Source organism: Sulfitobacter donghicola DSW-25 = KCTC 12864 = JCM 14565 (assembly GCF_000622405.1).
GTDB lineage: Bacteria > Pseudomonadota > Alphaproteobacteria > Rhodobacterales > Rhodobacteraceae > Sulfitobacter > Sulfitobacter donghicola.
Map to the genome: position 1 here is coordinate 1,780,776 of NZ_JASF01000005.1, position 22,632 is coordinate 1,803,407.

A 22,632-nucleotide genomic window follows, 5' to 3' on the forward strand; every position below is an offset into this window, starting at 1 on the left:
CATGTCAAACACACCACACGAGCTGCACGAAGAATTCCCCGAGCAGTTGGAAAAGATGGCGGCGCTGCGTCAGTCCGATGCGCATTTCGCCAAAATGTCCGAAACCTATCACACCGTAAACCGCGCCATTCACCGCGCGGAAACCGATGTGGAACCAACCAGCGATGACAACATGCAAAGCATGCGCCGCGAACGTTTGGCACTAAAGGACGCCATCGCCGCATATCTGCGTCAATGATTTGGTTTTGGGCGTCGCAGGAGGGTGCGATGCCCAAAACCCCCGTTAGTACAGCTTCATATCCATCAACACGATTTCGGAATACATGTGGTCAATCTCGGCGGGGAGCATGGATGCGCCTTTGAAAAACCGAGAGACTTCAATCGGCTCAACCGCGTTAGGCGTGGCACCATGGGCAAGGCGTGAATCCACGCTAAACACCGCGCCGGTTTCAGGCAGCAGCGTATCCGCGATGGCCTGCCCGTGTTTGGCCAACAGATCAGATTGCCCCACATAAACGACCTCGTGCGTTACATATTCATCGACCTTTTGTTTGACCGAAAGCACCAGCGTGACAGGGCCATCGGGTGTTTCGATCACCATTGGTTTTAGGTTCAGGTCAGCATGATCCGCCAGCACTTTGGCGTCGGCGAGATTAAGGTCGGCCTCCTGCAAAGGAGCCAGCGTGAAGGGCAGGGGCGCCGCACCGCTGTGCCGCCAGACGAAGCGTTTGTCGTCCAGCACTTTGAAACCAATACGATCCACCAAAGGCAGGGCCGCCTTGGCGCTGGTGAGATTGGTCGAGGTCACCTCGGGGTCGGCCATTGCCGTATGCATCAGCTTTTCGCCCATCCCCATACCGCGATGGGTTTTTAGAACATACCACGACGTGAGGTTGCGATAGCGCTTTGGCCCGCGTGGCGTATGGCGCAGGCTGTCGTTCATGCCCATAACACCAACCAATGCGCCGCCGTCCCGCGCGGTGACGGCAAACTCACCCTTTTCACCGCCCCAGCGGTTCGCCAATAGGCGCCTCCACCCGTCGGCACCCCATTTGGCGCGGGGAAAGGCCGTATGCATAAAGGTCTCGACCTCTTCGCGCTGGCTGGGCGTGGCAAAAGTAATCTCGACCATTGATCAGGCCTCCTTCAGCATATCAGGAACAGATGCCCACAGCCCTTTGGTGGCTTGGAAAAACTGGTCGGTAAAATCCCAGATGGCATCATGCGTTTGCAAGTGGTGTGTGACATAGCCGATGGGCTTGCTGGGGTCGTTTGTGCGTCTGTCGTGTAAATGTTCAATCAACATCGCCAGCATCTTATCCGTCCCGCGAAAGACACGGTCGTATTTCCAGCGGATGGGATCAAGGTGGGCATCAATCTGCGTCAGGCCCGCGATTTCGCTCGCATCGCCGCGCCCTTCATAGGCGGACATGAACGTATAGCCCCAGTCGGGCAATAGCGCGCGGGTTGCATCGCCGATCCTGTTCCACGGCGGCACAAGTGCTGGCAGCAATCGGGGTAGCTCGGCCTCTTGCAGGATGGACCAGCCCAACGCCAGATCAGCCTGTTGCTGGGCCATTGGGCGGGTATCGCCAACCTCAGAGGCAGGAAGCCCCTTTGGTTCGTGGTTTTTGTGCTGCAATCCGTGTTGCAGGACATAGGCGTAATCCGTATCGCGCAACCGCGCGGCAAGGTCTGGCTGAACCCCCTGCGGGATCACAGAGATATGGGCAGGAACGTTATAGCGATCTGATAACCCCAAGAGGCGCTCTAACGCGGGTGTGCAGGTTTGCGCATCGTCATCGCGCCACCACAGAACAGGCTTGAGGCCCGCTGTGTCCCAACGCGCTAGCTCGGCATTTAACGCGGCCCAATCAGCCATCTGATTTTGCCTTATGGGCCGCCCACAGGTCGGGCCTGCGTTCTTGTGTCAGCTTATGAGACATCTCGCGGCGCCATTTTTCGATCTCGGCATGATTGCCCGACATCAAAACAGGCGGGATCTCGCGGCCCTGCCACTCGGCGGGTTTTGTGTATTGCGGGTGTTCTAGCAAGCCTGCCGAATGGCTTTCCTCAACCGTGCTTTCCGCATTTCCCAACACGCCAGGCAACAGGCGCACAGTGGCGTCTATCATCGCTTGCGCGGCCAGCTCTCCGCCCGTCATGACAAAATCACCCAAGCTCACTTCGATGACTTCATATTCTTCCAGCACCCGTTCATCGACACCTTCAAATCGGCCACACAACATGGTCACCCCAGAGCACGTCGCCAGATCGCGCGCCAAAGCCTGATCAAAGCGCCGACCCCGCGGGGACATGTACAAGATGGGCCAGCGACCAGTGGCACGGGATTGGACCTCTTCAATCGCGGGGCCAACAACATCAGCGCGCAGCACCATGCCAGCGCCGCCCCCAGCAGGGGTGTCATCGACATTGCGGTGCTTTGTTAGGCCGTGTTTGCGCAGATCATGGGCGTGCAATTGCCATTTGCCTTCCTTTAGGGCGCGGCCTGTCAGGCTTGCACCCAATACGCCGGGGAATAGCTCGGGGAAGAGGGTGATGATATGCGCCTGCCAGACGTGAAGATAGTCGGGCACGTCTTGCATCAACTCGCGGGGTTTAAAGGTCGGCATCACGCGTTGTTTGCCATGTGATCGGTTCGGAGACGTCATGAATGTGATCCTTCGCCCAACAGTTGGGCCTTAGCGCGATTGCGCGCTTCGGTGTCGCTATGGGTTCGGTTGATATCTAGCAAAGCGGCAAGAGTCTCATCACTCAGCCGTGTGTTTTGCGGGGGGAGAGGGGTAAGGGTTTTGCGCAAATCCGCAGGGACATCGCAGTGATCCAACAGCGGGTCCGCTGGCCCTAGCGGCAAGGGCTGGCAGCTTTCCAAACGATAGCTGTGAACAGGTGCTGGCACGCGGCTGGTTACTTCGCTGACGATCCCGTCCAAATCAGCCGCGCTAGCGTAGCGTGTTTGATAGTCGGCATAATCCAAAGTCATGCCCGAGGATTTCACATGCTCGGCCCAAGCCGAGCGCTGCCAATCATCCGCCTGTCGGGTCGAGAAAACAAAGCTGACTGGGGCCTTTGGAAACGCAGCCTTGGCACGCTCCCAATAAAGATACATCAGGACAGGGGCCGCTTTATAGGTCGCCAATGCCCCCCGTCCGGGCATGTGGCCTGACAATTCCTCAGCGCTCAACAGCAGCGTGCGGCGCGGCATGCCGGGCAGGTCGGCAAGCAGGGCGTCGAAACGGCGCCTGACCTTGTCCAAGTCCTCCTCAGTGCCAAAAGTGGAATAGCCACGTGTCGCGTGCATGAGCTCCTTCATCTGCCCCTTAAGGCGGATCGCAAGGGCAGGCATTAGCGCCTTGCGGTTGGCGCGCAGCACAGCCTGAACTGTCGATGTTCCCGTCTTGTGAAAACCCGCGTGGATCACGATTTTACGAGGCATGTTTTTGCCCCTCAATCAGGTCCCGTTTCGCTTGTTTCAGGGCGGCATTTCCCAAATCGGATCGGTTTAGCGCGAGAAGCTCGGCCTTTAGCGCATCAGAAGGGGCTGCATTGCGATTTTTTGCGGGTTTCAGCACCGCACGGCGTTCATTGCTTAGCTTGAGCTGGTCCAGCATCGCCTCTGCGAGGCCAAGGCGGCGTCCTGCGTGTTCTTCCAACGAGGTATCCAGCAGCGCGTGATTGGGGATTTCGCGTTTAATCAGATCTAGAATCTGGTCAAGGTCAGCGGATGTTTTGAACCGCTTGAGATAGTCTTCCTCATCCCAGACCATTCTTGAGGCGCGCAGATGTTGCGCATAGCAGCTGCGCAGCCATGGGTCGGCCCCTCGCGTGGTGAAAAAGAAGGTCAGCTCAGCATCAGGCGCTGCAGCTGAAAAGGAAACCGCCAGCGCGCGCATCAAATGCGGGGTGGCGCCATAGCCGTGCAGTTTGTGACGGCCAGGCATATGGCCGCTGAGGTCTTCGGAAGTGATAACGATTGTATCAGCTTCTTCGTCTTCCAGCTTTTCAGCCAGCAGCGCGGCCTCATATTTAACCAACCCCAAATCGTAATCCTCGCGCGAGCGGCTAAAGGCGCGGGCGGATTCGCATAGGGCTGTCATGCCAGGGCGCAAAACCAGCCTGATGTCGGGCCTTAAGGCTGCGCGATTTGCACGTAGCGTTTGTTGCAGGCTGGTCGTGCCTGTTTTGTGAAATCCGGCGTGAATGATGATCCGCCGCATCCTTAATCCTCGGATGGGGCGGATTTTGGGGTTGGCAAAATACCGTCAGGAGGATCAGCAACAATACGGCCTGTTGCAAGGTCTACGGTAGGAACCGCTGCTTTGGTAAAGGGCAGGAATGTCGTTGCTGATGTGTTGCTGAGCTGAAGCTCTAACAGGTCATCGGCCCCATGGTTTTGCACGGTTTTGACACGGCCCAACAGCTCGCCGCCGGTGTCGTAAACCTCTAGGCCGATCAGGTCTGCATGATAGAATTCATCATCGGGCAATGACGGCAGTTGGTCGCGCGGGGCAAACAATTTGGTACCGCGAAGCGCGTCCGCCTCTTCCTTGGTTTTGACCTCGGGAAGGCGGGCGGAATAGCCGTTTTTGATGGGGCGTAGAATGGCCAGCGCAAATTGGCGCTTACCTGCTTCATCCGTCAAAGGGGTATAGTTCTGGATGTCTTCGGGGATGGCGCAAAAGCTTTTTACGCGCAGTTCACCCTGAACGCCGTAAGAGCCTGAAATTACGCCCACGCAGATGTTCTCGCTCATTGTGATGCTCCGTTATCGATGCAGACGGAACCCGTCCATTGGCCTTCGCCGCTTGTGCATTCGGCCTTCATCATCATCCCTTTGGCCCCAAAGCCAAGGTAGGCGCCAAGGCCAAGAACGATCAAAAATTTGATTAGTCGGAACATTAACGGTCCTCAATATGCAGGGATGCGGCGCGGGCCTCCCAGCCTTTGGTTTCAAGCTCTGGTGTTAGGGATACATCGCGCGGCCACCCAAGGCAAAGATAAGCGACAAGGGACCAGTCATCTGGTGCGTCCAGATCACGGCACATTTGTTCAGGGTCCAGAACCGAGACCCAGCCGATCCCAAGGCCAAGCGTGCGGGCGTGCAGCCACATCAACGTGATGGCCCCCACAACGGAATAGCGGCGCATTTCCGGCATCGAAGCCACGCCAAGGCCTGCACCTTTGGTGGTGGCCTCATCGCAGAAAATGGCAAAGTGTTCAGGGGCTTCGCGCATGCCTGATAGTTTAAGGGAGGCATAAAGCGCAGCCTTATCACCATCATAGCCCTCAAGGGCGCGCGCGTTTGCGGTTTGGTAATTCTCAAGTGCCGCCGCACGGGCGCTATCAGAGCGAACGCGCATAACGCGCCACGGTTCGGACAGGCCAACAGAGGGGGCAAGGGAAAGTGTGGAGAGGCACTCTTGGACAAGGGCCTCTTCCACGGGATCTGTGCGAAACTGGCGCACATCGCGGCGCCAGCGCATCAGCTCGGTCAGCCCGGCACGGAAATCATCCGAAAACTCATGCATGCCGGACTGGTCCTTTTTATTCTTCTGCAGCTGCTTCTTCGGCTGGTGCTGCTGCGGCTTCTGCTGCGGCTGCTGCCTTGTCGGCTTTCTCCTGAGCGCGCTCTTGCGCTTTTTTGCCAGGTGTACCTTTTTTCGGGTTGTTGCGCTCGGTCTTTGGACGTGCGCCAGCCGCTTCGAGCATACGCTGGATACGGTCTGTTGGCTGTGCGCCTTGACCCAACCAGTACTCAACGCGCTCCATGTTCATTTTAACACGGTCTTCGCTGTCTTTTGGCAGCAGTGGGGAGTATGTGCCCAGTTTCTCGATGAAACGGCCGTCACGTGGCATGCGGCTGTCTGCAGCAACGATACGGTAAAACGGGCGCTTTTTGGAGCCACCGCGGGCGAGGCGAATTTTCATAGCCATGGTATTGATTTCCTTTAGGTTTTGTCTTGTCGCACCAGAGGTGCGCAATGGGTTAAGATTGTTGATGTTGTTTGTGGTGCTGAATGACTTCAGCGATGATGAAGTTGAGAAACTTCTTGGCGAATTCGGGATCTAAATCGGCCCGTTTTGCCAAATCTTCTAGCCGTGCGATCTGATCCGCTTCGCGGGTAGGATCGGACGGGGGAAGGTCGTGTTCGGCTTTGAGTTTCCCCACAGCCTGAGTGTGTTTGAACCGCTCGCCCAGCGTGTAGACGAGGATCGCATCGAGGCGATCGATGCTGGCGCGGTGCTCGGAGAGGACCTCTGCGGCGCGGGTTACGGAATCGGTCATAGGATCCTCCGTGAGGTCGTTTGGGACGTGTCACACACTGTGCACTGGGCGTACACCGCGCGTATGACATTGGTGCAGATCGTCGAGCCAGCTTGATTGGAAAAGCGGCTGCCAAATACGGGGCGGTTAACGGTCATGTCAAAGCCCCTTTTGTGTGGCGGTAGATGTTGACGAAGGGGCCGTCATTGTCGAACTCGCCACCAGGGCCATTGGCCTTTTTGGTGGTGACGGGATCGAATTTGGCGCCTAGGGCGGTTGCGACGGCGACGGATGGCGCGTTGCCCTCGTCGATGTGCGACTGCGCCGTATCCACGCCGATCACATCCCATGCCCATGGGATGATGGCGCGCATGGCTTCGGTCACGTAACCTTTGCCCTCATAGGCCGCATCATAGAGCGTCCAGCCGAATTCAGGTTCTTCCTGACGTTCGGGGTGGAAAATGCCAAAGCCGCCGATGGCGGTGTCAGGGTCATTTTTCAACGCGGCCATAAACAGGCCATAGCCGCGCAACACCCACTGACCCGCGATAGCCGAAAAATTGGTGCGTGCCTGTTGCGTTGAGGCGACCCCGCCAGTGAACTTGGACCGCTCAGAGCGTTTGAAGCCAACATAGGCCGCGCTGTCGCGCATCTGCGGGGCGCGCAGGATCAGACGCTGGGTTTCTAGCGTGGGGATGATGACTGTCATGCTCACAGGCCCAACTCATCCACTGTGGCGCCTGTCAGAACAGGGCGGGTGAAAGAGCGGTCAAAGCGGCGGATGCAGTTTGTTTCCTTGGCGTGCGCATAGGCGCGCAGGCATTCTGGGTCGTCCCACATGTTTTTGCGGTAGACCTCATAATCGGCCAGTGACGGGAAAGAGAAGTGGCAAAACGCAATGTCGTTTGGCCCCTCGTGCGGCAAGTGATAGCCGTGATGGGTGCCACCAAGTTTATTCACAAGGTGAATCCAAGCCTTCGCATAGACTTCGAACGCCGCAACTTGGTTGGGGTCGATTTCGTATCTAAGCGTACAGGTGATCATTTCTTTTTACCGAAACCTGACAGACCGGGTGGCAGGCCCATGCCGCCGCCCAAACCGGGCAGTTTGCCGCCCATTTGTTTGGCCGCTGCTTCCAGTGCTTTTGGGTCCATGCCTTGGGCCATTGCGGCGGGGTCCATGCCGCCTTTGCCCATCATCTGTTTCATGGCGGCTTTCATCATGCCGCCTTTGCCTTTGCCCATCTTTTTCATCATGTCCGACATCTGGCGCTGCATTTTCATCAGCTTGTTGAGGTCGGAAACCTCCATGCCTGCACCTTTGGCGATCCGCTTTTTACGGCTGGCTTGCAGGAGGGCGGGGTTTACGCGCTCTTTCTTGGTCATGGAGTTGATGAGGGCGATCTGTTGTTTGAGGATGCGGTCGTCAAAGCCTGCTTCCTCGACCTGTTTGGCCATTTTACCCATGCCGGGCATCATGCCCATCATACCTTGCATGCCGCCCATTTTGAGCATCTGTTCCAGCTGCATTTTGAGGTCGTTCATGTTGAACTGACCTTTCGCCATGCGCTTCATCATCTTTTCGGCTTGTTCGGCCTCGATGGTTTCTTGGGCTTTTTCAACGAGGGCAACGATGTCGCCCATGCCAAGGATACGGCCTGCAATCCGCTCTGGCTCGAACGTCTCAAGCGCGTCCATCTTTTCGCCGAGGCCGACGTATTTGATCGGGCGGCCTGTGACGGCGCGCATGGAGAGGGCCGCACCGCCGCGCCCGTCGCCGTCCATACGGGTGAGGACAACGCCAGAAATGCCGATGCGTTCGTTAAAGTTCTCGGCGGTTTGCACGGCGTCTTGGCCCGTCAGGCCATCAACCACCAGCAGGGTTTCGCGTGGTGTGACCACATCGCGGACGGCTTCGACCTGCGCCATGAGTTCGTCATCGATGGACAAACGGCCCGCGGTATCGAGCATATAGACGTCATAGCCGCCAAGGGAGGCTTGGGTCTTGGTGCGTTTGGCGATGGCAACGGGGTCTTCGCCTTTGACGATGGGCAGGGTGTCGACGCCGATCTGGGTGCCGAGGATTGCCAGCTGTTCCATCGCCGCGGGGCGGTTCACGTCGAGCGATGCCATCAGCACGCGCTTGCCGTCTTTTTCCTTGAGCCGTTTTGCCAGTTTGGCGGTGGTTGTGGTTTTACCACCACCTTGCAGACCGACCATCAGGATCGGGGCAGGGGGGCTGTCGATTTTCAGCGCACCTGGTTCGCCTTCGCCTTTGAGGACGTCGATGAGGGCGTCGTGGACGATTTTGACAACCTGTTGGCCGGGTGTGATGGATTTTGTGACGGCTTGGCCTGTCGCCTTTTCCTGCACTGCGTTCACGAAATCACGGGCCACCGGCAGCGAGACGTCAGCCTCTAGCAGGGCAACGCGGACTTCGCGCAGGGCGGTTTTTACGTCCTCTTCGGACAATGCGCCCTGTTTGGTCAGGCGATCAAAGACACCAGACAGGCGTTCACTGAGATTCTCAAACATGGGCGGGAGCCCCTTTTCGTCGGTTGCGATATGGCCTCAATGTAGGAAGCCTCGCGTAAATGCACAAATGCCCCAGTGGGCGTAACACGCTGACTGGGGGCGATCCTGAATGATTCAGGACCGGAAGGCTTTGCTTCCGGAGATTTAGGGACCGTTTAGGCCCATTGGGTTTGTGAGTCAAGTTGTGCGCGCTCTCTTGCGCTTGTGTGCGGATTCGCGAATGTAGAGGGGAAGGTGTTCATTTTTGCACGAAAGAGGGTAGCGTGGAAAACTGGGATGAGATCAGGACAGCCTATCAGGTCGCGCGCAATGGCACCGTGAGCGGAGCGGCCGATGCCTTGGGTGTGCATCACGCGACGGTCATCCGGCATATTGATGCTTTGGAAAAGCGGTTGGGCGTGAAGCTGTTCCAGCGCCATGCGCGGGGGTATACGCCCACCGAGGCGGGCAGTGACCTGTTGCGCGTTGCGCAGGCGACCGAGGATCAGTTCGGGCAGCTTGCCAGCCGCATCAAGGGGCGCGGCAGTGACGTGTCGGGCGATTTGGTTGTCACATCGCTTGCGGCTATGGCGACACGTATTGCGCCGCTTTTGGCAGCGTTTCAGGCAAAACACCCCGACATCATTGTACGTTACCTAACCGGCGAGCGGTTGTTTCGGCTAGAGTATGGCGAGGCGCATGTTGCTGTTCGCGCAGGGCAGGCGCCAGAGCAGCCCGACAATATCGCACAGCCCTTGGCGTGCCAGTCGATGGGGCTATATGGGTCAGCTGGCTATATAAAAGAACACGGCAGGCCCGAGACGATACAGGATCTGAGCGCGCATCGGTTTGTCGGCAGCGAGCAGGAAACGTCTCGTGCGCCCTGTTTCAAGTGGATGCGCGAGGAAATCCCGCGGGAGAATGTGGTTTTCCGAAGCGACGACATGCGGGTTTTATCCTTGGCTGTGGTTTCGGGGGCTGGATTAGGGTTTTTGCCTGTCCAAGAGGCGAAAGAGCAAACCAATCTGGTGCAGGTGATGGCGCCGCGCCCTGAATGGGCGTCTCCCTTATGGTTGGTGACGCATATGGATTTGCACAGGACCAGCAAAGTTCAGGCGCTGTTGGCGTTTTTCAAAGAAAACCTAAAGGAAGAGATCTGGTGATGTCCTCTCAGGCTCAGGGCCATCTGGCTATGTTGTTGTTTTCTGCTCTGGTGGCGGGGTCCTTTTCGTTGGGGGGGATGGTGGCCAATGATATTGCGCCGCTGGCGTTGAATGCGGTGCGGTTTGTGATTGCGGGTATTGCGGTGGGGACCGCCGCGTTAGTGAGCACGGGGATTCCGCGCAGCGCCTTTGCCGCGCCGTGGCGTTACCTGCTGTTGGGCGGGTTATTTGCGATCTATTTTGTGTTGATGTTTGAGGGGCTGAAAACCTCGGCGCCTGTTAGCTCGGCGGCGGTGTTCACCTTGGTGCCTGCGATGTCGGGTGTGTTTGCGTGGTTCTTGTTGCGCCAGCGCACAACGTCGCGCATGGCGGTTGCGCTGGGGATCGGCGCGGCGGGGGCGCTATGGGTGATTTTCCGCGCCGACATGGCGGCATTGCTGGCGTTTGATATCGGGCGGGGTGAGGTGATCTTTTTCTTCGGGTGCATTGCGCACGGCCTGTATACCCCGCTGGTGCGCAAGCTGAACCGTGGTGAATCGGCTGTTGTGTTCTCCTTTGGAACTTTGGTGGCGGGGGCGTTGCTGCTGGGGATTGTGGGCATGGGGGATATTCGCGGGACGGATTGGACCGCTCTGCGGCCTATGGTTTGGGTTACAATCTTTTACGTGTCGCTCTGTGCCAGCGCGATTACCTTTGTGTTGGTTCAATTCGCCACGCTGCGGCTGCCCTCGGCCAAGGTGATGGCCTATACCTACCTTGTCCCCAGTTGGGTTCTTTGTTGGGAGGTGGCGCTGGGCAATGCGCTCCCGCCGATTATGATCGCTGCGGGGATTGGCCTGACTATTCTGGCGCTTTTGCTGCTGCTGCGCGATGATGATGTACCCGCTGCGGTGCCGCCTGCTGCGAAACTTTGATGTTTACGAAGGGGTTCTTTGGCACGTACCCTGTACCCATCGGGGAAACGGGAGAGCCAAAGCCATGCGGAATATCATCTATCTTGTCGTGCTTGCGTTGATCGTGGTTACGATCCTGCGTGTGATGGGCGTATTTTAATCCAAACGCACGCCTAGCCGCACTATTTCAGAGGGTCTTTGGGATCGGGGAGCTCTTGTTCCAAGAACCGCTCAAACGCGTCTAGGTTCACGGGTTCAAACTGGCCGAAACCCTGCATCCAGACAGAAGCGGCGCGCATGGCGTCAGGTTCCAGCTTGCACCACTTCACGCGCCCGCGCTTTTCTTGGGTGATTAGTCCCGCGCTGGTCAGCACAACAAGATGTTTTGAGATCGCGGCCAGTGACACGTCAAACGGTTCGGCCACATCTGTTACGGCCATATCATCTTCCAGCAGCATCGCGAGGATCGCGCGGCGGGTCGGATCGGCCAGTGCCGCAAATGTGGTGTCTAACGTAGATGCCATGGTGACAACATATCCGCTGTCCCTCGGCAGGGGAAGAGATCAAAGACGCGGACGTTGGCATGAGAAGAGCGGGCCGTTTGGCCGTATCCTTTGATGGGGCACCTGCGTTACGGCTTAGAGTGAGACGTTAGTTAACTTTGACTTCTTCGTCACTAACTTACCCAATCTTGAAATGCGGCCCTTCGCGCTATGCGCGGCGAAAGTCTCCTTGGAGCCCATTTTTCAGAGATTCTGCAGGGCAGCCAATGGCTGCTTGACCGATGCTGCACATGCGATCTATGTCAGCTATCGGATGTCTCGGTTGGCTGTACTCGAAGCCCTTCGAAGGCGCAGCGAACACGATAAAAGCCCTGTATGAACTCATGCTCCTTGGAAACGTCCTTAGAGGCCAGGCGACGTTTGCCAAGTCGCTTGTCAAACATTCCCAGTGCTCGAACGATCATTTGGTCTGAGCTCAGAATCTGCTCCAACGACATATTTAGATATTCGAAAAGAGCGTCGTTGAATTCCCAAAGCGGTATGACGCCTTCTGCGCGTAACTGGGTTTCAACTTCTTCTTGAGCATCGCGGTAGCCCTGAATTTGCTCGCGGTCCCTGTAGTCCAGACAGTCACGTTCTTTTTGCAGAGCACGACTTCTTTCAAAAAACTCGACCAGATGCGTCAACGAGCCCATGCTATGAACGCGTTGTCCATCAATCGTTATCCAAGCTTCGCCTTCTTGGTCGTGAGCTTTGCGATAACGAGTGCTCCAGACTTCAACGCGCCCTTTGGCGCTGTCGGCAAGACTGTCTTCAATTCGCTGCTTTAATTTGCTCCATCTCATAGGTAGCGTATTTGGCGGCGAGTTCGCAAAGTCAATGCCGCTGAACCGAAAGCGGCCGTTCATCCGTCAGGATCGAACGGCTGAAAAGTCCTGCATTGCAGACATCGTCTCTGGTCTTTCCCAATGTCCGGTCTGGGTTGTGAGGAAATGAAGTGATTTTTGGGAATTGCTGTTGGCCGAGGTGGAGTGTCGGCGGCAGCGCGGGGGTGAAGATCAACCAAATGGTTGAATAAGAGAAGGGGCGAAATTTGACGCAAATTGCGCCCTTTTGGCTGCGTCATCTGACCGCGCCAATAAAATTCCATAGGTTTTTCAGTGGGTTGCGATCTGTCTTCACGGCGTTGACTCAGGCCGGTGCAGCCAGTACCTACCACCCCAAGACATCCCAGTGGGGGCAGACGTATGGACGACCAAGATCGCAAAGCAGAAATGGCGGCGATTGAGGCGCGGATCGCGGCGGCCAAGGGCTTGCAAGAGCCGAAACCACGGATGGATGAACACTACTCTCAGGCGCAGATGGCCTGGCGAATGGTGATAGAGCTTGTAGCCGGTCTTGGGATTGGCTTTGGCATCGGATACGGGTTGGACCTGTTCTTTGGAACGCTTCCTGTATTTATGGTGCTGTTCGTTCTGCTGGGCCTCGCGGCCGGAGTGAAGACGATGCTCCGATCTGCGCAGGAGATGCAGAAGGAAAACGCGGCAAACGAGGCCGCTGAAGAATAACGCCCCGTTTGGGGCATGGATTAAAACCACCCCGATGGGGTGATGACTGAAGGGGCCTAAAGATGGCAACAGAAGCACACGGCGCAGAGGAAACCGGTCTGGTCTTTCACCCGATGGACCAATTTATGGTTACGCCACTAAGCGGCGATGGCCCTGTAAACTGGTTCACGTTCACGAACTCGGCTCTTTGGACCAGCTTTGCGGTTGGTGTTGTGTTCATCCTGTTGGTTGTTGGTACGTCCAAGCGCGCCGTTGTTCCGGGCCGCATGCAGTCGGTTGCTGAGCTGGCTTACGGCTTTATCTACAAGATGGTTGAAGACATCTGTGGCAAAGAAGGCGTTAAGTACTTCCCCTACATCATGACGCTGTTCATGTTTATCGTTTGCGCGAACTTCCTTGGCTTGTTGCCAACGGCCTTCACGCCGACCTCGCATTTCGCTGTTACAATCCCTCTGGCGCTTTTGGTTTTCCTTGGCGTTACGATCTTGGGTTTTGTGAAAAACGGCGCATCCTTTTTGGGCCTGTTCTGGGTTTCGTCCGCGCCGCTGGCGCTGCGCCCTGCCTTGGCCCTGATCGAGCTGATCTCGTATTTCGTACGTCCTGTCAGCCACTCTATTCGTCTTGCCGGTAACGTCATGGCGGGCCACGCGGTGATCAAAGTGTTCGCAGGTTTTGCGGCGCTGACCATCGTGTCACCAGTTGCCATTCTTGGCATCACCGCGATGTACGGTCTGGAGGTCCTTGTGTCCTTCATTCAGGCCTACGTCTTTACGATCCTTACATGCGTGTATCTGAACGATGCACTGCACCCAAGTCACTGAACAATGGGCGGGATGACCCGCCTTATCTATCAACTTCCAATTCACAGGAGAATTCTCATGGAAGGTCAACTCGCACACATCGGCGCAGGTATCGCAGCACTCGGCACAGGCATCGCAGCCATCGGTGTTGGTAACGTTGCAGCAAGCTTCTTGGGCGGCGCTCTGCGTAACCCATCCGCAGCAGCGGCACAGACAGCTACACTGTTCATCGGTATCGCTTTCGCCGAAGCTCTGGGGATCTTCTCGTTCCTCGTAGCGCTTCTGCTGATGTTCGCTGTATAAGCGATCTACGGATTATTCCGACGCTTGGGGCGGTGCGGCACGCTGCACCGCCCTTTTTGAATATCAGTGTTCTGACAGGAGGCCATCATGGCAACCGAAACTACACATAGCGATGGTGCGGCGGAGGCTGCCGGTAACGCGGGCATGCCACAGCTTGATTTCTCCCATTGGGGAAACCAGATGTTCTGGCTGGCGCTTGCGCTGATCGCGATTTATCTCATTTTGTCTCGCGTGGCTCTGCCTCGTATTGCGGCTGTTTTGGCCGAACGTCAGGGCACAATTTCGAACGATATTGCTGCTGCCGAGGATCTGAAAGCCAAAGCGGTTGAAGCCGAAGCGGCCTATGACAAGGCGCTGGTTGATGCCCGTGCAGAAGCACAGCGCATCATCGACGAAGCAAAAGCGGAAATGCAGTCTGATCTGGATAACGCCATTGCAAAAGCCGACAAAGAAATCGCTGCGAAATCTGCAGAATCCGAAGCCGCTATTTCGGAAATTCGCGCAGGTGCCGTAGAGAGCGTAAAAGCTGTTGCCAAAAGCACGGCAAAAGAAATCATCGCTGCGATGGGTGGCAAGGCAGACGCTAAAACCATTACCGCCGCAGTTACAGCACGGATGAAAGGATAACGTCATGCGTTTCACACTCACATCCGTATTCGCCATGATGCTCGCAAGCCCAGCTTTCGCCGCATCTGGTCCGTTCTTCTCGCTGCGCAACACAGACTTTGTTGTGCTGATCGCTTTCTTGATCTTCATCGGTATTCTGATCTACGTCAAAGTGCCTTCGATGATGGCAAAGATGTTGGACGCCCGTGCCGAGGGCATCAAATCCGAGATCGAAGAAGCCCGCAAATTGCGCGAAGATGCGCAGACTTTGTTGGCCTCTTACGAGCGTAAGCAGAAAGAAGTTCAAGAGCAGGCAAACCGCATTGTTGAAGCAGCTAAAGAAGAAGCTGCAGCAGCAAGCGCACAAGCCCGCGCTGATCTGGCCACCTCTGTTGAGCGCCGCCTAGCTGCTGCTGAAGAGCAGATCGGTTCTGCCGAAGCTGCAGCGGTAAAAGAAGTGCGTGATCAGGCTGTTTTGATCGCTGTTGCCGCGTCCCGCGACATCATCGGCAAGCAGATGACAGCAGCCGAAGGCAACAAGCTGATCGATGCTGGCATTGCTCAGGTAGACGCCAAGCTTCACTAAGCGCGTTTGAAAATGATTTAGAAAAAGCCCTGCCATAACTGGTGGGGCTTTTTTCATTCAGAGAGGGAAATCAGTGTCGCGTAACCTTCAGAAAATCACACCGCTTCAGGTTGAGCTGGTCGCCCCGCGGGAGCAGCTGGGTTTTTTCGACCAGCAATCAATGACCCTGCCCAAAGAGATGACGCCGCTGGAGGTTTGGACCGAGATGATGGCCGATCCGCTGCCCTTTATGGCGACAGCGTTCAAGATCCGCGATGCCATTGCGGCGCGGTTCGGGGTGAAACGGATTGGCGGGTTTTCAGGCAAAGAGCCGGGATTTATTCAGGTGGGTGACAAGCTCGACTTTTTTCTGGTCGAGACGTTGAGCGATACAGTGATGAGCCTGTCGGAGAGGGATAAGCACCTCGATGTTTTGACCTGCGTAACCTGCACGGAAAACACCCTGATGATTACCTCATCGGTGAAGGTGCATAATTGGTTCGGGCGTCTTTATATGCTGCCTGTTGCCCCTGCCCATCGGCTCATTGTGCGGGTGATGTTGGGGCGGTTCAGGCGCAAGCTGGCGGATGCTGCCTAGCGGTCGTTTTCCTGATCAAGCCGCTGTTGCGCGACATCTTCGTGGCGCTCGGCGCGTTGCTGATCCAGAAGGGCGCGTTCAACATAGCTCATATGAGCCTCAACGGCGGCGCGGGCGCCATCGGCATCGCGATTGATCAATGCGTCATGGATTGTTCGGTGCTGATCCAGAAGCACGGTCCGTTTGGTTTGCTGTTTGAACATGATCTGGCGGTTGTAAAAGACCCCATCGCGCAGCAGGTCATACATGGACCGCATCATGTGCAACATGACCACGTTATGGCTGGCCTCGATGATGGCCATGTGGAATTGGGCGTCTAGGGCGGCTTCTTCCTCTGGCGTTGTGGTTTCTTGGGCCTGTTCCATCTTTCGAAAGACAGCCGTGATCACGGCGAGGTCGGTATCCGATCCCAAGCGCGCCGCGCGTTCGGCGGCGAGGCCCTCCATATCTTTGCGAAAGGAAAGATAGTCCATCGCCGCTTCGTTATGGCGCGAGAAAAGATCGGCCAAAGCAGGGGAAAAGGCAGAGGCCAAAACATCAGCCACAAAAATCCCCGCACCAGGTTTTGAGACCAGCAGACCTGCGTCTTGGAGCTGGGCGATTGCTTCGCGCAGAGAGGGGCGGGAGACGCCCAGCCGCTCGGCCAGTTCGCGTTCGGCGGGCAGGCGTTTTCCAGGGAGAAGGATGCCGCGTAAGATGAGCTCTTCGACCTGTCGGACAACAGCGGCTGAGAGTTTTTCGGGTGAGACAGGGCGAAATGGCATGGGTTATCCTTTGATTGGTCAATTTATATGACCAGATGGATTTTGGGGCAAGCAAAGGCTTGATCCGAGGTGTTAATAGAAAATTAAGCATGACGGCCTCATGGTGGGCGTATGAAAAACCCTGTGCTTTACGCTTTCCTATCGATGCTCATTCTTGCGGCATGCAATACGGCTGGCCCCCATTTTCGCGGGCTGGAGGCGACAACTGTTACGGTTGATGGGTCCACCTTTGATGTTCGCGTGCGCGGTGAGTTGGCCGAGGCGATCCGCACCAACAGCGAATATGCACCGCGTTTTGGGCCGATCCGTGAACGTGCAGGGCGTGCGATGGCAATGGTCAGCGGGTGCGAAGTGAAAGAGGTACGCGGAGATCAGTCGCAGGCGACCGGATTGCTGAAATGCCCCAACGCGCAAAGGCGAAACCACCCGCCCACGCCTGTTGGTTTGGAATGTGTTCCCGTGCGCGGCAGCAAGCTGAAGCAGCTGGGCGGCACATCGGTTGAGATTACCTGTGAAAAGGCGCTGTAGCCGCAATATCTTGTGGATAACTTGCCGATCGAGGCTGTAACTTGTGTGTAACAGTTGACACTGCCCCTTTGCAGCCTTCACGCTAGAAACCGATCCGGAATCATCCAGATAGGGGCAGATGCGCTTTTCGAAACTCAGGCTGACGGGCTTTAAAAGCTTTGTTGACCCTACTGATCTCGTTATTGCCGATGGGCTAACGGGTGTTGTTGGGCCGAACGGCTGTGGGAAATCGAACCTGCTGGAAGCCTTGCGTTGGGTGATGGGGGAAAACCGCCCAACCGCGATGCGGGGCGGCGGAATGGAGGATGTGATCTTTGCCGGTGCGGCGACACGTCCGGCGCGCAACTTTGCCGAAGTTTCATTGCAGATTGATAACAGTGAACGGTTGGCGCCTGCGGGTTTCAACGACAGTGACAATCTGGATATCGTGCGCCGGATTACGCGCGATGTTGGCAGCGCCTATAAGGCGGCGGGCAAAGACGTGCGCGCGCGGGATGTTCAGATGCTGTTTGCGGATGCCTCGACGGGTGCGCATTCGCCAGCGCTGGTACGGCAGGGCCAGATTAGCGAGCTGATCAACGCCAAGCCGAAAAACCGTCGTCGGATTTTGGAAGAGGCGGCTGGGATCTCGGGGCTGTATGCGCGCCGTCACGAGGCCGAGCTAAAGCTGAATGGCGCAGAGACGAACCTTGCCCGTGTGGATGATGTGATCGAGCAGCTGGCGGCGCAGTTGGCGCAACTGGCACGGCAGGCGCGGCAGGCTTCGCGGTATCGCGAGATCGGCGATCAATTGCGCCGTACCGAGGGCACGTTGCTGTACCGCCGTTGGCGTGAGGCCGATGATGCGCGCGCGCGCGCCGAAGAGGAATTGCGGGCGCGGGTCACTGCGGCGGCGCAGGCCGAGGGGCTGGTGCGTTCGTCAGCTAAGGCGCGGCAGGAGGCTGAGGATGCTTTGCCTGCGCTGCGCGAGGAAGACGCGATTGCGGCGGCGGTTGTACAGCGTTTGGTGGTGCAGCGCGACACGCTGAGCGATCAGGAAAAGCGCGCCACAGCTTTGATCGAGACCTTGCAGGGGCGCATTGCGCAGCTGGCAAAGGATATCGACCGCGAAAGCGGGTTGAACCGCGATGCGGGTGAGACAATTGAGCGGCTGGAGTGGGAGGCCCGTGAGCTTTCCAAGGCGGGCGAGGGGCATGAGGCCGCGCTGGAGGCGGCTGCGGAAACGGCACGCGAAGCGGCTGCGGTTTTGCAATCGCGTGAGGCGGACCTGAGCCAGCAGACAGAAGACGTGGCACGATTGGCTGCGCGATATGGCTCGGCCGAGCGGTTGTTAGAGGACAGCCGCAAGACGCAGGCGAAATCCGAGGCCGAGGCGACCCGTGCGCGCGAGGCTGTGGAGGCCAGTGAGGCGGCTTTGGCCAAGGCGGCGAGTGATTTTGATGCTGCGACAGTCGCGGAGGCCGCCGCTGTGGCGGCAGCAGAGGCAGCGGATGCGGCCTTGGTCGAAGCGGAGGAGGCGCGCGCGCAGACGCAGACGCGTGAGGCGGAGGCACGCGGCGAGCGATCAGAGGCGGAGGGCGAGATGAACGCCTTGCGCGCCGAGACGACCGCGCTGGCAAAGCTGGTAGAGCGTGACACAGCTGAGGGTGGGCAGATCCTTGACCGTTTGCAGGTTGAGCACGGGTTTGAAAAGGCGTTGGGCGCGGCATTGGCCGATGATCTGCGCGCGCCTGAGGTAGAGGCAGATGGCCCATCGGGGTGGTCTGCGCTGGCGGCTTATGCGGATGTGCAGGCTTTGCCAGATGGTGTGACGCCGCTGACCAATCACGTGTCTTGCCCTGATGTTTTGGGGCGGCGCATGGGGCAGATCGGATTGGTGGATGCGGATGATGGTCCGCGTTTGCAGGATGCGTTGAAACCGGGACAGCGGCTTGTCTCTCTTGAGGGGGATTTGTGGCGCTGGGACGGGTATCGCGCATGGGCCGAGGACGCGCCATCGGCTGCGGCGCTGCGGTTGCAGCAGTTGAACCGTCTGGAGGTTTTGAAGCAGTCGTTGGAGCAAGCCAGCCAGCGTGCGGAAGGTGCCCGTGCGGCACATGAGAGCCTGACCGCGCAACTTGCAGCGCAGACCGAAGCCGATAAACGCGCCCGCGAAGCGCGCCGTGATGCGGACCGTATGGTTGCTGATGCGGGCCGTGCGCTTAGCCGTGTTGAGGCGGATCGCAACCTTGCGGCGGGGCGGCTTGAGAGTTTGGGGCTGGCGGTGACGCGCCACGAGGAAGAGGCGATGGGTGCGCGCACGCGGGTTCTGGAGGCCGAGCGGGCCTTGGCCGATCTGGGTGATCTGGGCGATGCGCGGGCTGCCGTGGAAGATTTGCGCATGACGGTTGAGGCGGCGCGGATCACCATGATGTCGCGCCGGTCTGGCCATGACGAATTGCGCCGCGAAGGCGAGGCGCGGTTGAAGCGGTCCCAAGAGGTCACGAAAGAGCTCAGCGGGTGGCGGCACCGTCTGGAAACGGCCGAGAAACGCAGTGCCGAGTTGGTGGAGCGCAAAGAGCAATCCGAGACGGAGCTGAAAGAGGCAGGCGCGGCGCCTGCGGAAATCGCGGCCAAGCGGGATGAGCTAGGGTCTGAGATCACGCGATCCGAGGCGCGCCGCGCTGAGGCGATAGACAAGCTATCGGGTGCTGAAACGGTGCTGCGAGAAACGACATTGGCGGAGCGTGAGGCCGAGCGCGCGGCATCCGAAGCCCGTGAGGCGCGCGCGAGGTCCGAGGCCCGCAGCGATGCGGCCAAAGAGACCGTTGCCGCCGCAGCCGAGCGGATCGCCGAGGACCAGCAGCTAACTCCGAACCAGTTGCTGACCCAACTGGATGTGAACCCCGATGAAATGCCAGGCGCAGAGGTGTTGGAGGCGGATGTGAACCGTCTGAAACGCCAGCGGGATTCTTTGGGGGCGGTGAACCTGCGCGCCGAAGAGGACGCGAAGGAAGTTCAGGAAGAACACGACGGTTTGGTCAATGAAAAGGCCGACCTTGAGGAGGCGATCAAGACGCTGCGATCGGGTATCGCGAGCCTGAACCGCGAAGGGCGCGAACGGTTGCTGACGGCGTTTGAGCAGGTGAATTCGAACTTTTCGCTGTTGTTCACCCATCTGTTCGGCGGGGGCGAGGCCAATCTGGTGATGGTCGAATCCGAAGACCCGCTGGAAGCTGGCCTAGAAATCATGTGCCAACCACCGGGCAAAAAGCTGAGCACGTTGAGTTTGCTGTCGGGGGGGGAGCAGACGTTGACGGCGATGGCGCTGATCTTTGCTGTGTTTTTGGCCAACCCTGCGCCGATCTGTGTTTTGGATGAGGTCGACGCGCCGCTGGATGATGCCAACGTGACGCGGTTCTGCGATCTGTTGGACGAGATGTGCCGCCAGACCGACACGCGGTTTTTGATCATCACGCACCATGCGGTGACGATGGCGCGGATGGATCGCCTATTCGGTGTGACCATGGCCGAGCAGGGCGTGAGCCAGCTGGTGTCGGTCGATCTGAAAAAGGCGGAAACGCTGGTCGCGTAAACGTGCGTGGCTTGTGTGGGTAACTGCGCCTAGGCTGGCGGTATGAAAATACTATTTGCCTTGCTGCTTTTCCCGACCCTCACCTTTGCGGATGAATTCAAATCGCTTTCTGGCGATGAGGCGCTCAGCCGTGATGAGGTTGTCGCGCTGACCAGCAACCATAAACTGGAATTTTACGAGGGGGGCGTTTCGCATTTCTCGGTCGGGGGGGCGTATAGCTATGCTTATGAGGGCGGCGGCACGGCCTTTGGCAGTTTTGTGGTTGAGAACGACGGTTTGGTCTGTATCGCCTACCGCAACGGGCGTTCGCGGTGTGATCGCTATGTGCGCAGTCACGGTAGGGTGGTGATGTTAACGCAAAGCGGTGAACGCTTTGCGATTAGGCCTTAGGCTCGGCATGCTCAACAGGGCCGCCAGCGGCCTCCCATGTGCTGAACCCTTCTTTGAGGTGGGCCGCGTCAAAGCCCATATCCTGTAGCGTTGCGGTAGAAATCGCAGAGCGCCAGCCAGAGGCGCAGTGGAAGACGAATTTCTTGTCCTGCGCAAACACCTCTTTGAAATAAGGGCTGTCGGGGTCGACCCAAAATTCCAGCATCCCGCGTGGGCAGTGGAAGCTGCCAGGGATATAGCCAGTGCGTTGGCGTTCGCGGGGGTCGCGGATATCGACGATCTGAACGGTGGGGTCGTTCACCATGGCGATTGCATCTGCGGTTTCGATCTCTTCGATACGCGCGCGGGCGTTAGCGACCATTTGGGCGGCGGTTATTTTCAGGCTCATGGGGTGGTTCTTCCTTCGAGTTTTGAGAGGAACGCAGGTGTTGGCCATGCATCTGCCGGTACTTTGAAGCGTTGCTGTTCTTTTTGAACGGCCGTTCTGGTTTTTGCGCCCAGAATGCCATCGACTTTTCCAACGTCATGGCCCCGTTTGCGCAAAGCGCGTTGCAGACGTTTCATCTGGTTCCCGCTGAGACCTTTTTCGGGTTTGCCTGCATTGTACACTTGGGCGCCATTCAGGCGGGTGGCGAAATAGGCGGCGGTCAGCACGTAGGTAAAGCTTTGGTTCCATTCGAAATAGACGTCAAAGTTCGGGTAGGTCAGGAAGGCGGGGCCGCGCCGCCCTTGGGGTAGGATCAGCGATGCAGGCAGGTTGCTGGACAGGCGGCCATCGCGGGGTTTTACACCCAATGCAGCCCAGTCGCGTGCGCGTTTTTTGGTGTTGAGGCCGGTCAGGGACCAGTCGAAATCTTGAGGGACGATGACCTCGTCGATCCACGGCTCACCCGCGCGCCAGCCGAGGGATGAGAGCATTTTGCCCCCCGACATCAGCGCATCTGGCGCAGAGGTTTTCAGGCTAACGCGACCATCGCCGTCACCATCGGTGCCGTTTTCCAGAATGTCGTGGGGTAGCATTTGCACCATGCCGATTTCACCCGCCCAAGCGCCAGTGGTCTTGGAGGGGCTGAATTCACCCCGTTTATACAGCTCCATCGCGGCAAAGATTTGCGGGCGGAACAATTCGGGGCGGCGGCAATCATGGGCAAGGGTCACCAGCGCGTTGGCGGTGTTAAAGTTCCCTTGGATTGAGCCAAAGTCGGTTTCAAAGGCCCAAAAGGCCAGCAGGACGCCACGGTCGACGCCATAGCGGCTTTGGATACGGTCAAAGACGCGTTTGTATTTCTGGCCGTTGCTGCGGCCGCGGTTGATGCGGTCATTTGAAATCAGGCGGCGCGAGAAGTCGACGAACGGGCGTTGGAAGACACCTTGGGATTGGTCCGCGCGGATCACGGCGGGATCACGGCGCACGCCTTTCAGGAAATTGGTGGCGGTGGTTTTGTCGATGCGATGTTTGGGGGCTTCGTTGATCAGACCCTGTAGGAAGCTGTTGAAATTGCCTCCGCATGCTGACTGGGCAAGGGCGGGAAGGGGAGAGAGGGCCAAAAGGGCCGCGAGGAAAATAGAGCGCATTAA

General features: G+C 57.8%; 30 protein-coding genes. 12 read left to right on the forward strand and 18 right to left on the reverse strand.

The window, feature by feature from the left end; translation table 11 throughout:
- The first annotated feature begins 1 nt into the window (after position 1).
- Positions 2–238 (forward strand): HP1242/YdcH family protein, encoded by a 237-nt coding sequence (locus Z948_RS0109645; protein WP_025059359.1) that lies wholly within the window; start codon positions 2–4, stop codon positions 236–238.
- Between the two features lie 45 nt (positions 239–283).
- Here Z948_RS0109645 and Z948_RS0109650 read toward each other — a convergent pair whose 3' ends face one another.
- From Z948_RS0109650 to ffh, 13 genes are all read right to left on the reverse strand, one after another.
- Positions 284–1,132: a GNAT family N-acetyltransferase gene (locus Z948_RS0109650; RefSeq protein WP_025059360.1), complete on the reverse strand. Its 849-nt coding sequence runs from the start codon at positions 1,130–1,132 to the stop codon at positions 284–286.
- 3 nt (positions 1,133–1,135) lie between these two features.
- Entirely contained in the window at positions 1,136–1,882 is a 747-nt protein-coding gene (locus Z948_RS0109655) for a polysaccharide deacetylase family protein (RefSeq protein ID WP_025059361.1), read from the reverse strand.
- Positions 1,875–2,672 (reverse strand): tRNA (guanosine(37)-N1)-methyltransferase TrmD, encoded by a 798-nt coding sequence (trmD, locus tag Z948_RS0109660; protein WP_025059362.1) that lies wholly within the window; start codon positions 2,670–2,672, stop codon positions 1,875–1,877. Before trmD ends, Z948_RS0109655 begins: the two co-directional genes overlap by 8 nt.
- Positions 2,669–3,457, reverse strand: coding sequence for a hypothetical protein (locus Z948_RS0109665; protein ID WP_025059363.1), 789 nt, complete (start codon positions 3,455–3,457; stop codon positions 2,669–2,671). The genes trmD and Z948_RS0109665 overlap by 4 nt, the downstream gene beginning before the upstream one ends.
- Positions 3,447–4,238 (reverse strand): hypothetical protein, encoded by a 792-nt coding sequence (locus Z948_RS18450; RefSeq protein ID WP_025059364.1) that lies wholly within the window; start codon positions 4,236–4,238, stop codon positions 3,447–3,449. Before Z948_RS18450 ends, Z948_RS0109665 begins: the two co-directional genes overlap by 11 nt.
- Positions 4,239–4,240: 2 nt before the next feature.
- Complete coding sequence (gene rimM / locus Z948_RS0109675; protein WP_025059365.1) at positions 4,241–4,774, reverse strand: ribosome maturation factor RimM; 534 nt, start codon at positions 4,772–4,774, stop codon at positions 4,241–4,243.
- A complete protein-coding gene (locus Z948_RS18915) occupies positions 4,771–4,920 on the reverse strand; it encodes a hypothetical protein (RefSeq protein WP_156023467.1) in 150 nt (49 codons plus the stop codon). The genes rimM and Z948_RS18915 overlap by 4 nt, the downstream gene beginning before the upstream one ends.
- Positions 4,920–5,549, reverse strand: coding sequence for a 5,6-dimethylbenzimidazole synthase (bluB, locus tag Z948_RS0109685; RefSeq protein WP_025059366.1), 630 nt, complete (start codon positions 5,547–5,549; stop codon positions 4,920–4,922). The genes Z948_RS18915 and bluB overlap by 1 nt, the downstream gene beginning before the upstream one ends.
- 16 nt (positions 5,550–5,565) lie before the next feature.
- Entirely contained in the window at positions 5,566–5,955 is a 390-nt protein-coding gene (gene rpsP, locus Z948_RS0109690) for a 30S ribosomal protein S16 (protein WP_025059367.1), read from the reverse strand.
- Between the two features lie 52 nt (positions 5,956–6,007).
- Positions 6,008–6,307, reverse strand: a complete 300-nt coding sequence (locus Z948_RS0109695) for a chorismate mutase (RefSeq protein ID WP_025059368.1) — start codon at positions 6,305–6,307, stop codon at positions 6,008–6,010.
- 133 nt (positions 6,308–6,440) lie between these two features.
- Positions 6,441–6,995, reverse strand: coding sequence for a GNAT family N-acetyltransferase (locus Z948_RS0109700; protein ID WP_025059369.1), 555 nt, complete (start codon positions 6,993–6,995; stop codon positions 6,441–6,443).
- A gap of 2 nt (positions 6,996–6,997) precedes the next feature.
- Positions 6,998–7,330: an NIPSNAP family protein gene (locus Z948_RS0109705; protein ID WP_025059370.1), complete on the reverse strand. Its 333-nt coding sequence runs from the start codon at positions 7,328–7,330 to the stop codon at positions 6,998–7,000.
- Positions 7,327–8,820 carry a signal recognition particle protein gene (gene ffh, locus Z948_RS0109710; protein WP_025059371.1) on the reverse strand — a complete coding sequence of 498 codons (1,494 nt, stop codon included), beginning with the start codon at positions 8,818–8,820 and terminating at the stop codon, positions 7,327–7,329. Before ffh ends, Z948_RS0109705 begins: the two co-directional genes overlap by 4 nt.
- Positions 8,821–9,083: 263 nt before the next feature.
- Between ffh and Z948_RS0109715 the strand changes: the two genes are divergently transcribed.
- Both Z948_RS0109715 and Z948_RS0109720 read left to right on the forward strand, forming a co-directional pair.
- Positions 9,084–9,962, forward strand: a complete 879-nt coding sequence (locus Z948_RS0109715; RefSeq protein ID WP_025059372.1) for a LysR family transcriptional regulator — start codon at positions 9,084–9,086, stop codon at positions 9,960–9,962.
- Entirely contained in the window at positions 9,962–10,876 is a 915-nt protein-coding gene (locus Z948_RS0109720) for a DMT family transporter (protein ID WP_025059373.1), read from the forward strand. Before Z948_RS0109715 ends, Z948_RS0109720 begins: the two co-directional genes overlap by 1 nt.
- 161 nt (positions 10,877–11,037) lie before the next feature.
- Here the strand turns inward: Z948_RS0109720 and Z948_RS0109725 are convergent, their stop codons facing one another.
- Together Z948_RS0109725 and Z948_RS0109730 are read right to left on the reverse strand one after the other, a co-directional pair.
- A complete protein-coding gene (locus Z948_RS0109725; RefSeq protein ID WP_025059374.1) occupies positions 11,038–11,379 on the reverse strand; it encodes an ArsR/SmtB family transcription factor in 342 nt (113 codons plus the stop codon).
- A 281-nt stretch (positions 11,380–11,660) separates the two neighbouring features.
- Positions 11,661–12,203: an SF0329 family protein gene (locus Z948_RS0109730; RefSeq protein ID WP_156026498.1), complete on the reverse strand. Its 543-nt coding sequence runs from the start codon at positions 12,201–12,203 to the stop codon at positions 11,661–11,663.
- A 402-nt stretch (positions 12,204–12,605) separates the two neighbouring features.
- Between Z948_RS0109730 and Z948_RS18000 the strand changes: the two genes are divergently transcribed.
- From Z948_RS18000 to Z948_RS0109760, 6 genes are all read left to right on the forward strand, one after another.
- Entirely contained in the window at positions 12,606–12,926 is a 321-nt protein-coding gene (locus Z948_RS18000) for an AtpZ/AtpI family protein (RefSeq protein ID WP_037951438.1), read from the forward strand.
- A gap of 62 nt (positions 12,927–12,988) precedes the next feature.
- Positions 12,989–13,747: a F0F1 ATP synthase subunit A gene (locus tag Z948_RS0109740; RefSeq protein ID WP_025059376.1), complete on the forward strand. Its 759-nt coding sequence runs from the start codon at positions 12,989–12,991 to the stop codon at positions 13,745–13,747.
- Between the two features lie 57 nt (positions 13,748–13,804).
- The gene (locus tag Z948_RS0109745) at positions 13,805–14,029 is read left to right on the forward strand and encodes a F0F1 ATP synthase subunit C (RefSeq protein WP_025059377.1); all 225 of its coding nucleotides are present in this window, start codon (positions 13,805–13,807) and stop codon (positions 14,027–14,029) included.
- Between the two features lie 87 nt (positions 14,030–14,116).
- Positions 14,117–14,656: a F0F1 ATP synthase subunit B' gene (locus Z948_RS0109750; RefSeq protein WP_025059378.1), complete on the forward strand. Its 540-nt coding sequence runs from the start codon at positions 14,117–14,119 to the stop codon at positions 14,654–14,656.
- A 4-nt stretch (positions 14,657–14,660) separates the two neighbouring features.
- Positions 14,661–15,221 (forward strand): F0F1 ATP synthase subunit B, encoded by a 561-nt coding sequence (locus Z948_RS0109755; RefSeq protein ID WP_025059379.1) that lies wholly within the window; start codon positions 14,661–14,663, stop codon positions 15,219–15,221.
- Positions 15,222–15,294: 73 nt separating this feature from the next.
- Positions 15,295–15,798 (forward strand): DUF2867 domain-containing protein, encoded by a 504-nt coding sequence (locus tag Z948_RS0109760; protein WP_025059380.1) that lies wholly within the window; start codon positions 15,295–15,297, stop codon positions 15,796–15,798.
- Here Z948_RS0109760 and Z948_RS0109765 read toward each other — a convergent pair.
- Positions 15,795–16,562 carry a FadR/GntR family transcriptional regulator gene (locus Z948_RS0109765; protein WP_025059381.1) on the reverse strand — a complete coding sequence of 256 codons (768 nt, stop codon included), beginning with the start codon at positions 16,560–16,562 and terminating at the stop codon, positions 15,795–15,797. The two genes, Z948_RS0109760 and Z948_RS0109765, sit on opposite strands and share 4 nt — an antisense overlap.
- A 111-nt stretch (positions 16,563–16,673) precedes the next feature.
- Between Z948_RS0109765 and Z948_RS18005 the strand changes: the two genes are divergently transcribed.
- The 3 genes from Z948_RS18005 (at position 16,674) to Z948_RS0109780 (ending at position 21,054) form a co-directional block, all read left to right on the forward strand.
- Positions 16,674–17,090: a hypothetical protein gene (locus Z948_RS18005; RefSeq protein WP_245604568.1), complete on the forward strand. Its 417-nt coding sequence runs from the start codon at positions 16,674–16,676 to the stop codon at positions 17,088–17,090.
- 118 nt (positions 17,091–17,208) lie between these two features.
- Entirely contained in the window at positions 17,209–20,664 is a 3,456-nt protein-coding gene (gene smc, locus Z948_RS0109775; protein WP_025059383.1) for a chromosome segregation protein SMC, read from the forward strand.
- A gap of 42 nt (positions 20,665–20,706) precedes the next feature.
- Complete coding sequence (locus Z948_RS0109780; protein ID WP_025059384.1) at positions 20,707–21,054, forward strand: hypothetical protein; 348 nt, start codon at positions 20,707–20,709, stop codon at positions 21,052–21,054.
- Here Z948_RS0109780 and Z948_RS0109785 read toward each other — a convergent pair.
- A complete protein-coding gene (locus tag Z948_RS0109785) occupies positions 21,044–21,442 on the reverse strand; it encodes a rhodanese-like domain-containing protein (RefSeq protein WP_025059385.1) in 399 nt (132 codons plus the stop codon). The two genes, Z948_RS0109780 and Z948_RS0109785, sit on opposite strands and share 11 nt — an antisense overlap.
- Positions 21,439–22,629 (reverse strand): lytic murein transglycosylase, encoded by a 1,191-nt coding sequence (locus Z948_RS0109790; RefSeq protein WP_025059386.1) that lies wholly within the window; start codon positions 22,627–22,629, stop codon positions 21,439–21,441. Before Z948_RS0109790 ends, Z948_RS0109785 begins: the two co-directional genes overlap by 4 nt.
- Between the last annotated feature and the right edge of the window lie 3 nt (positions 22,630–22,632).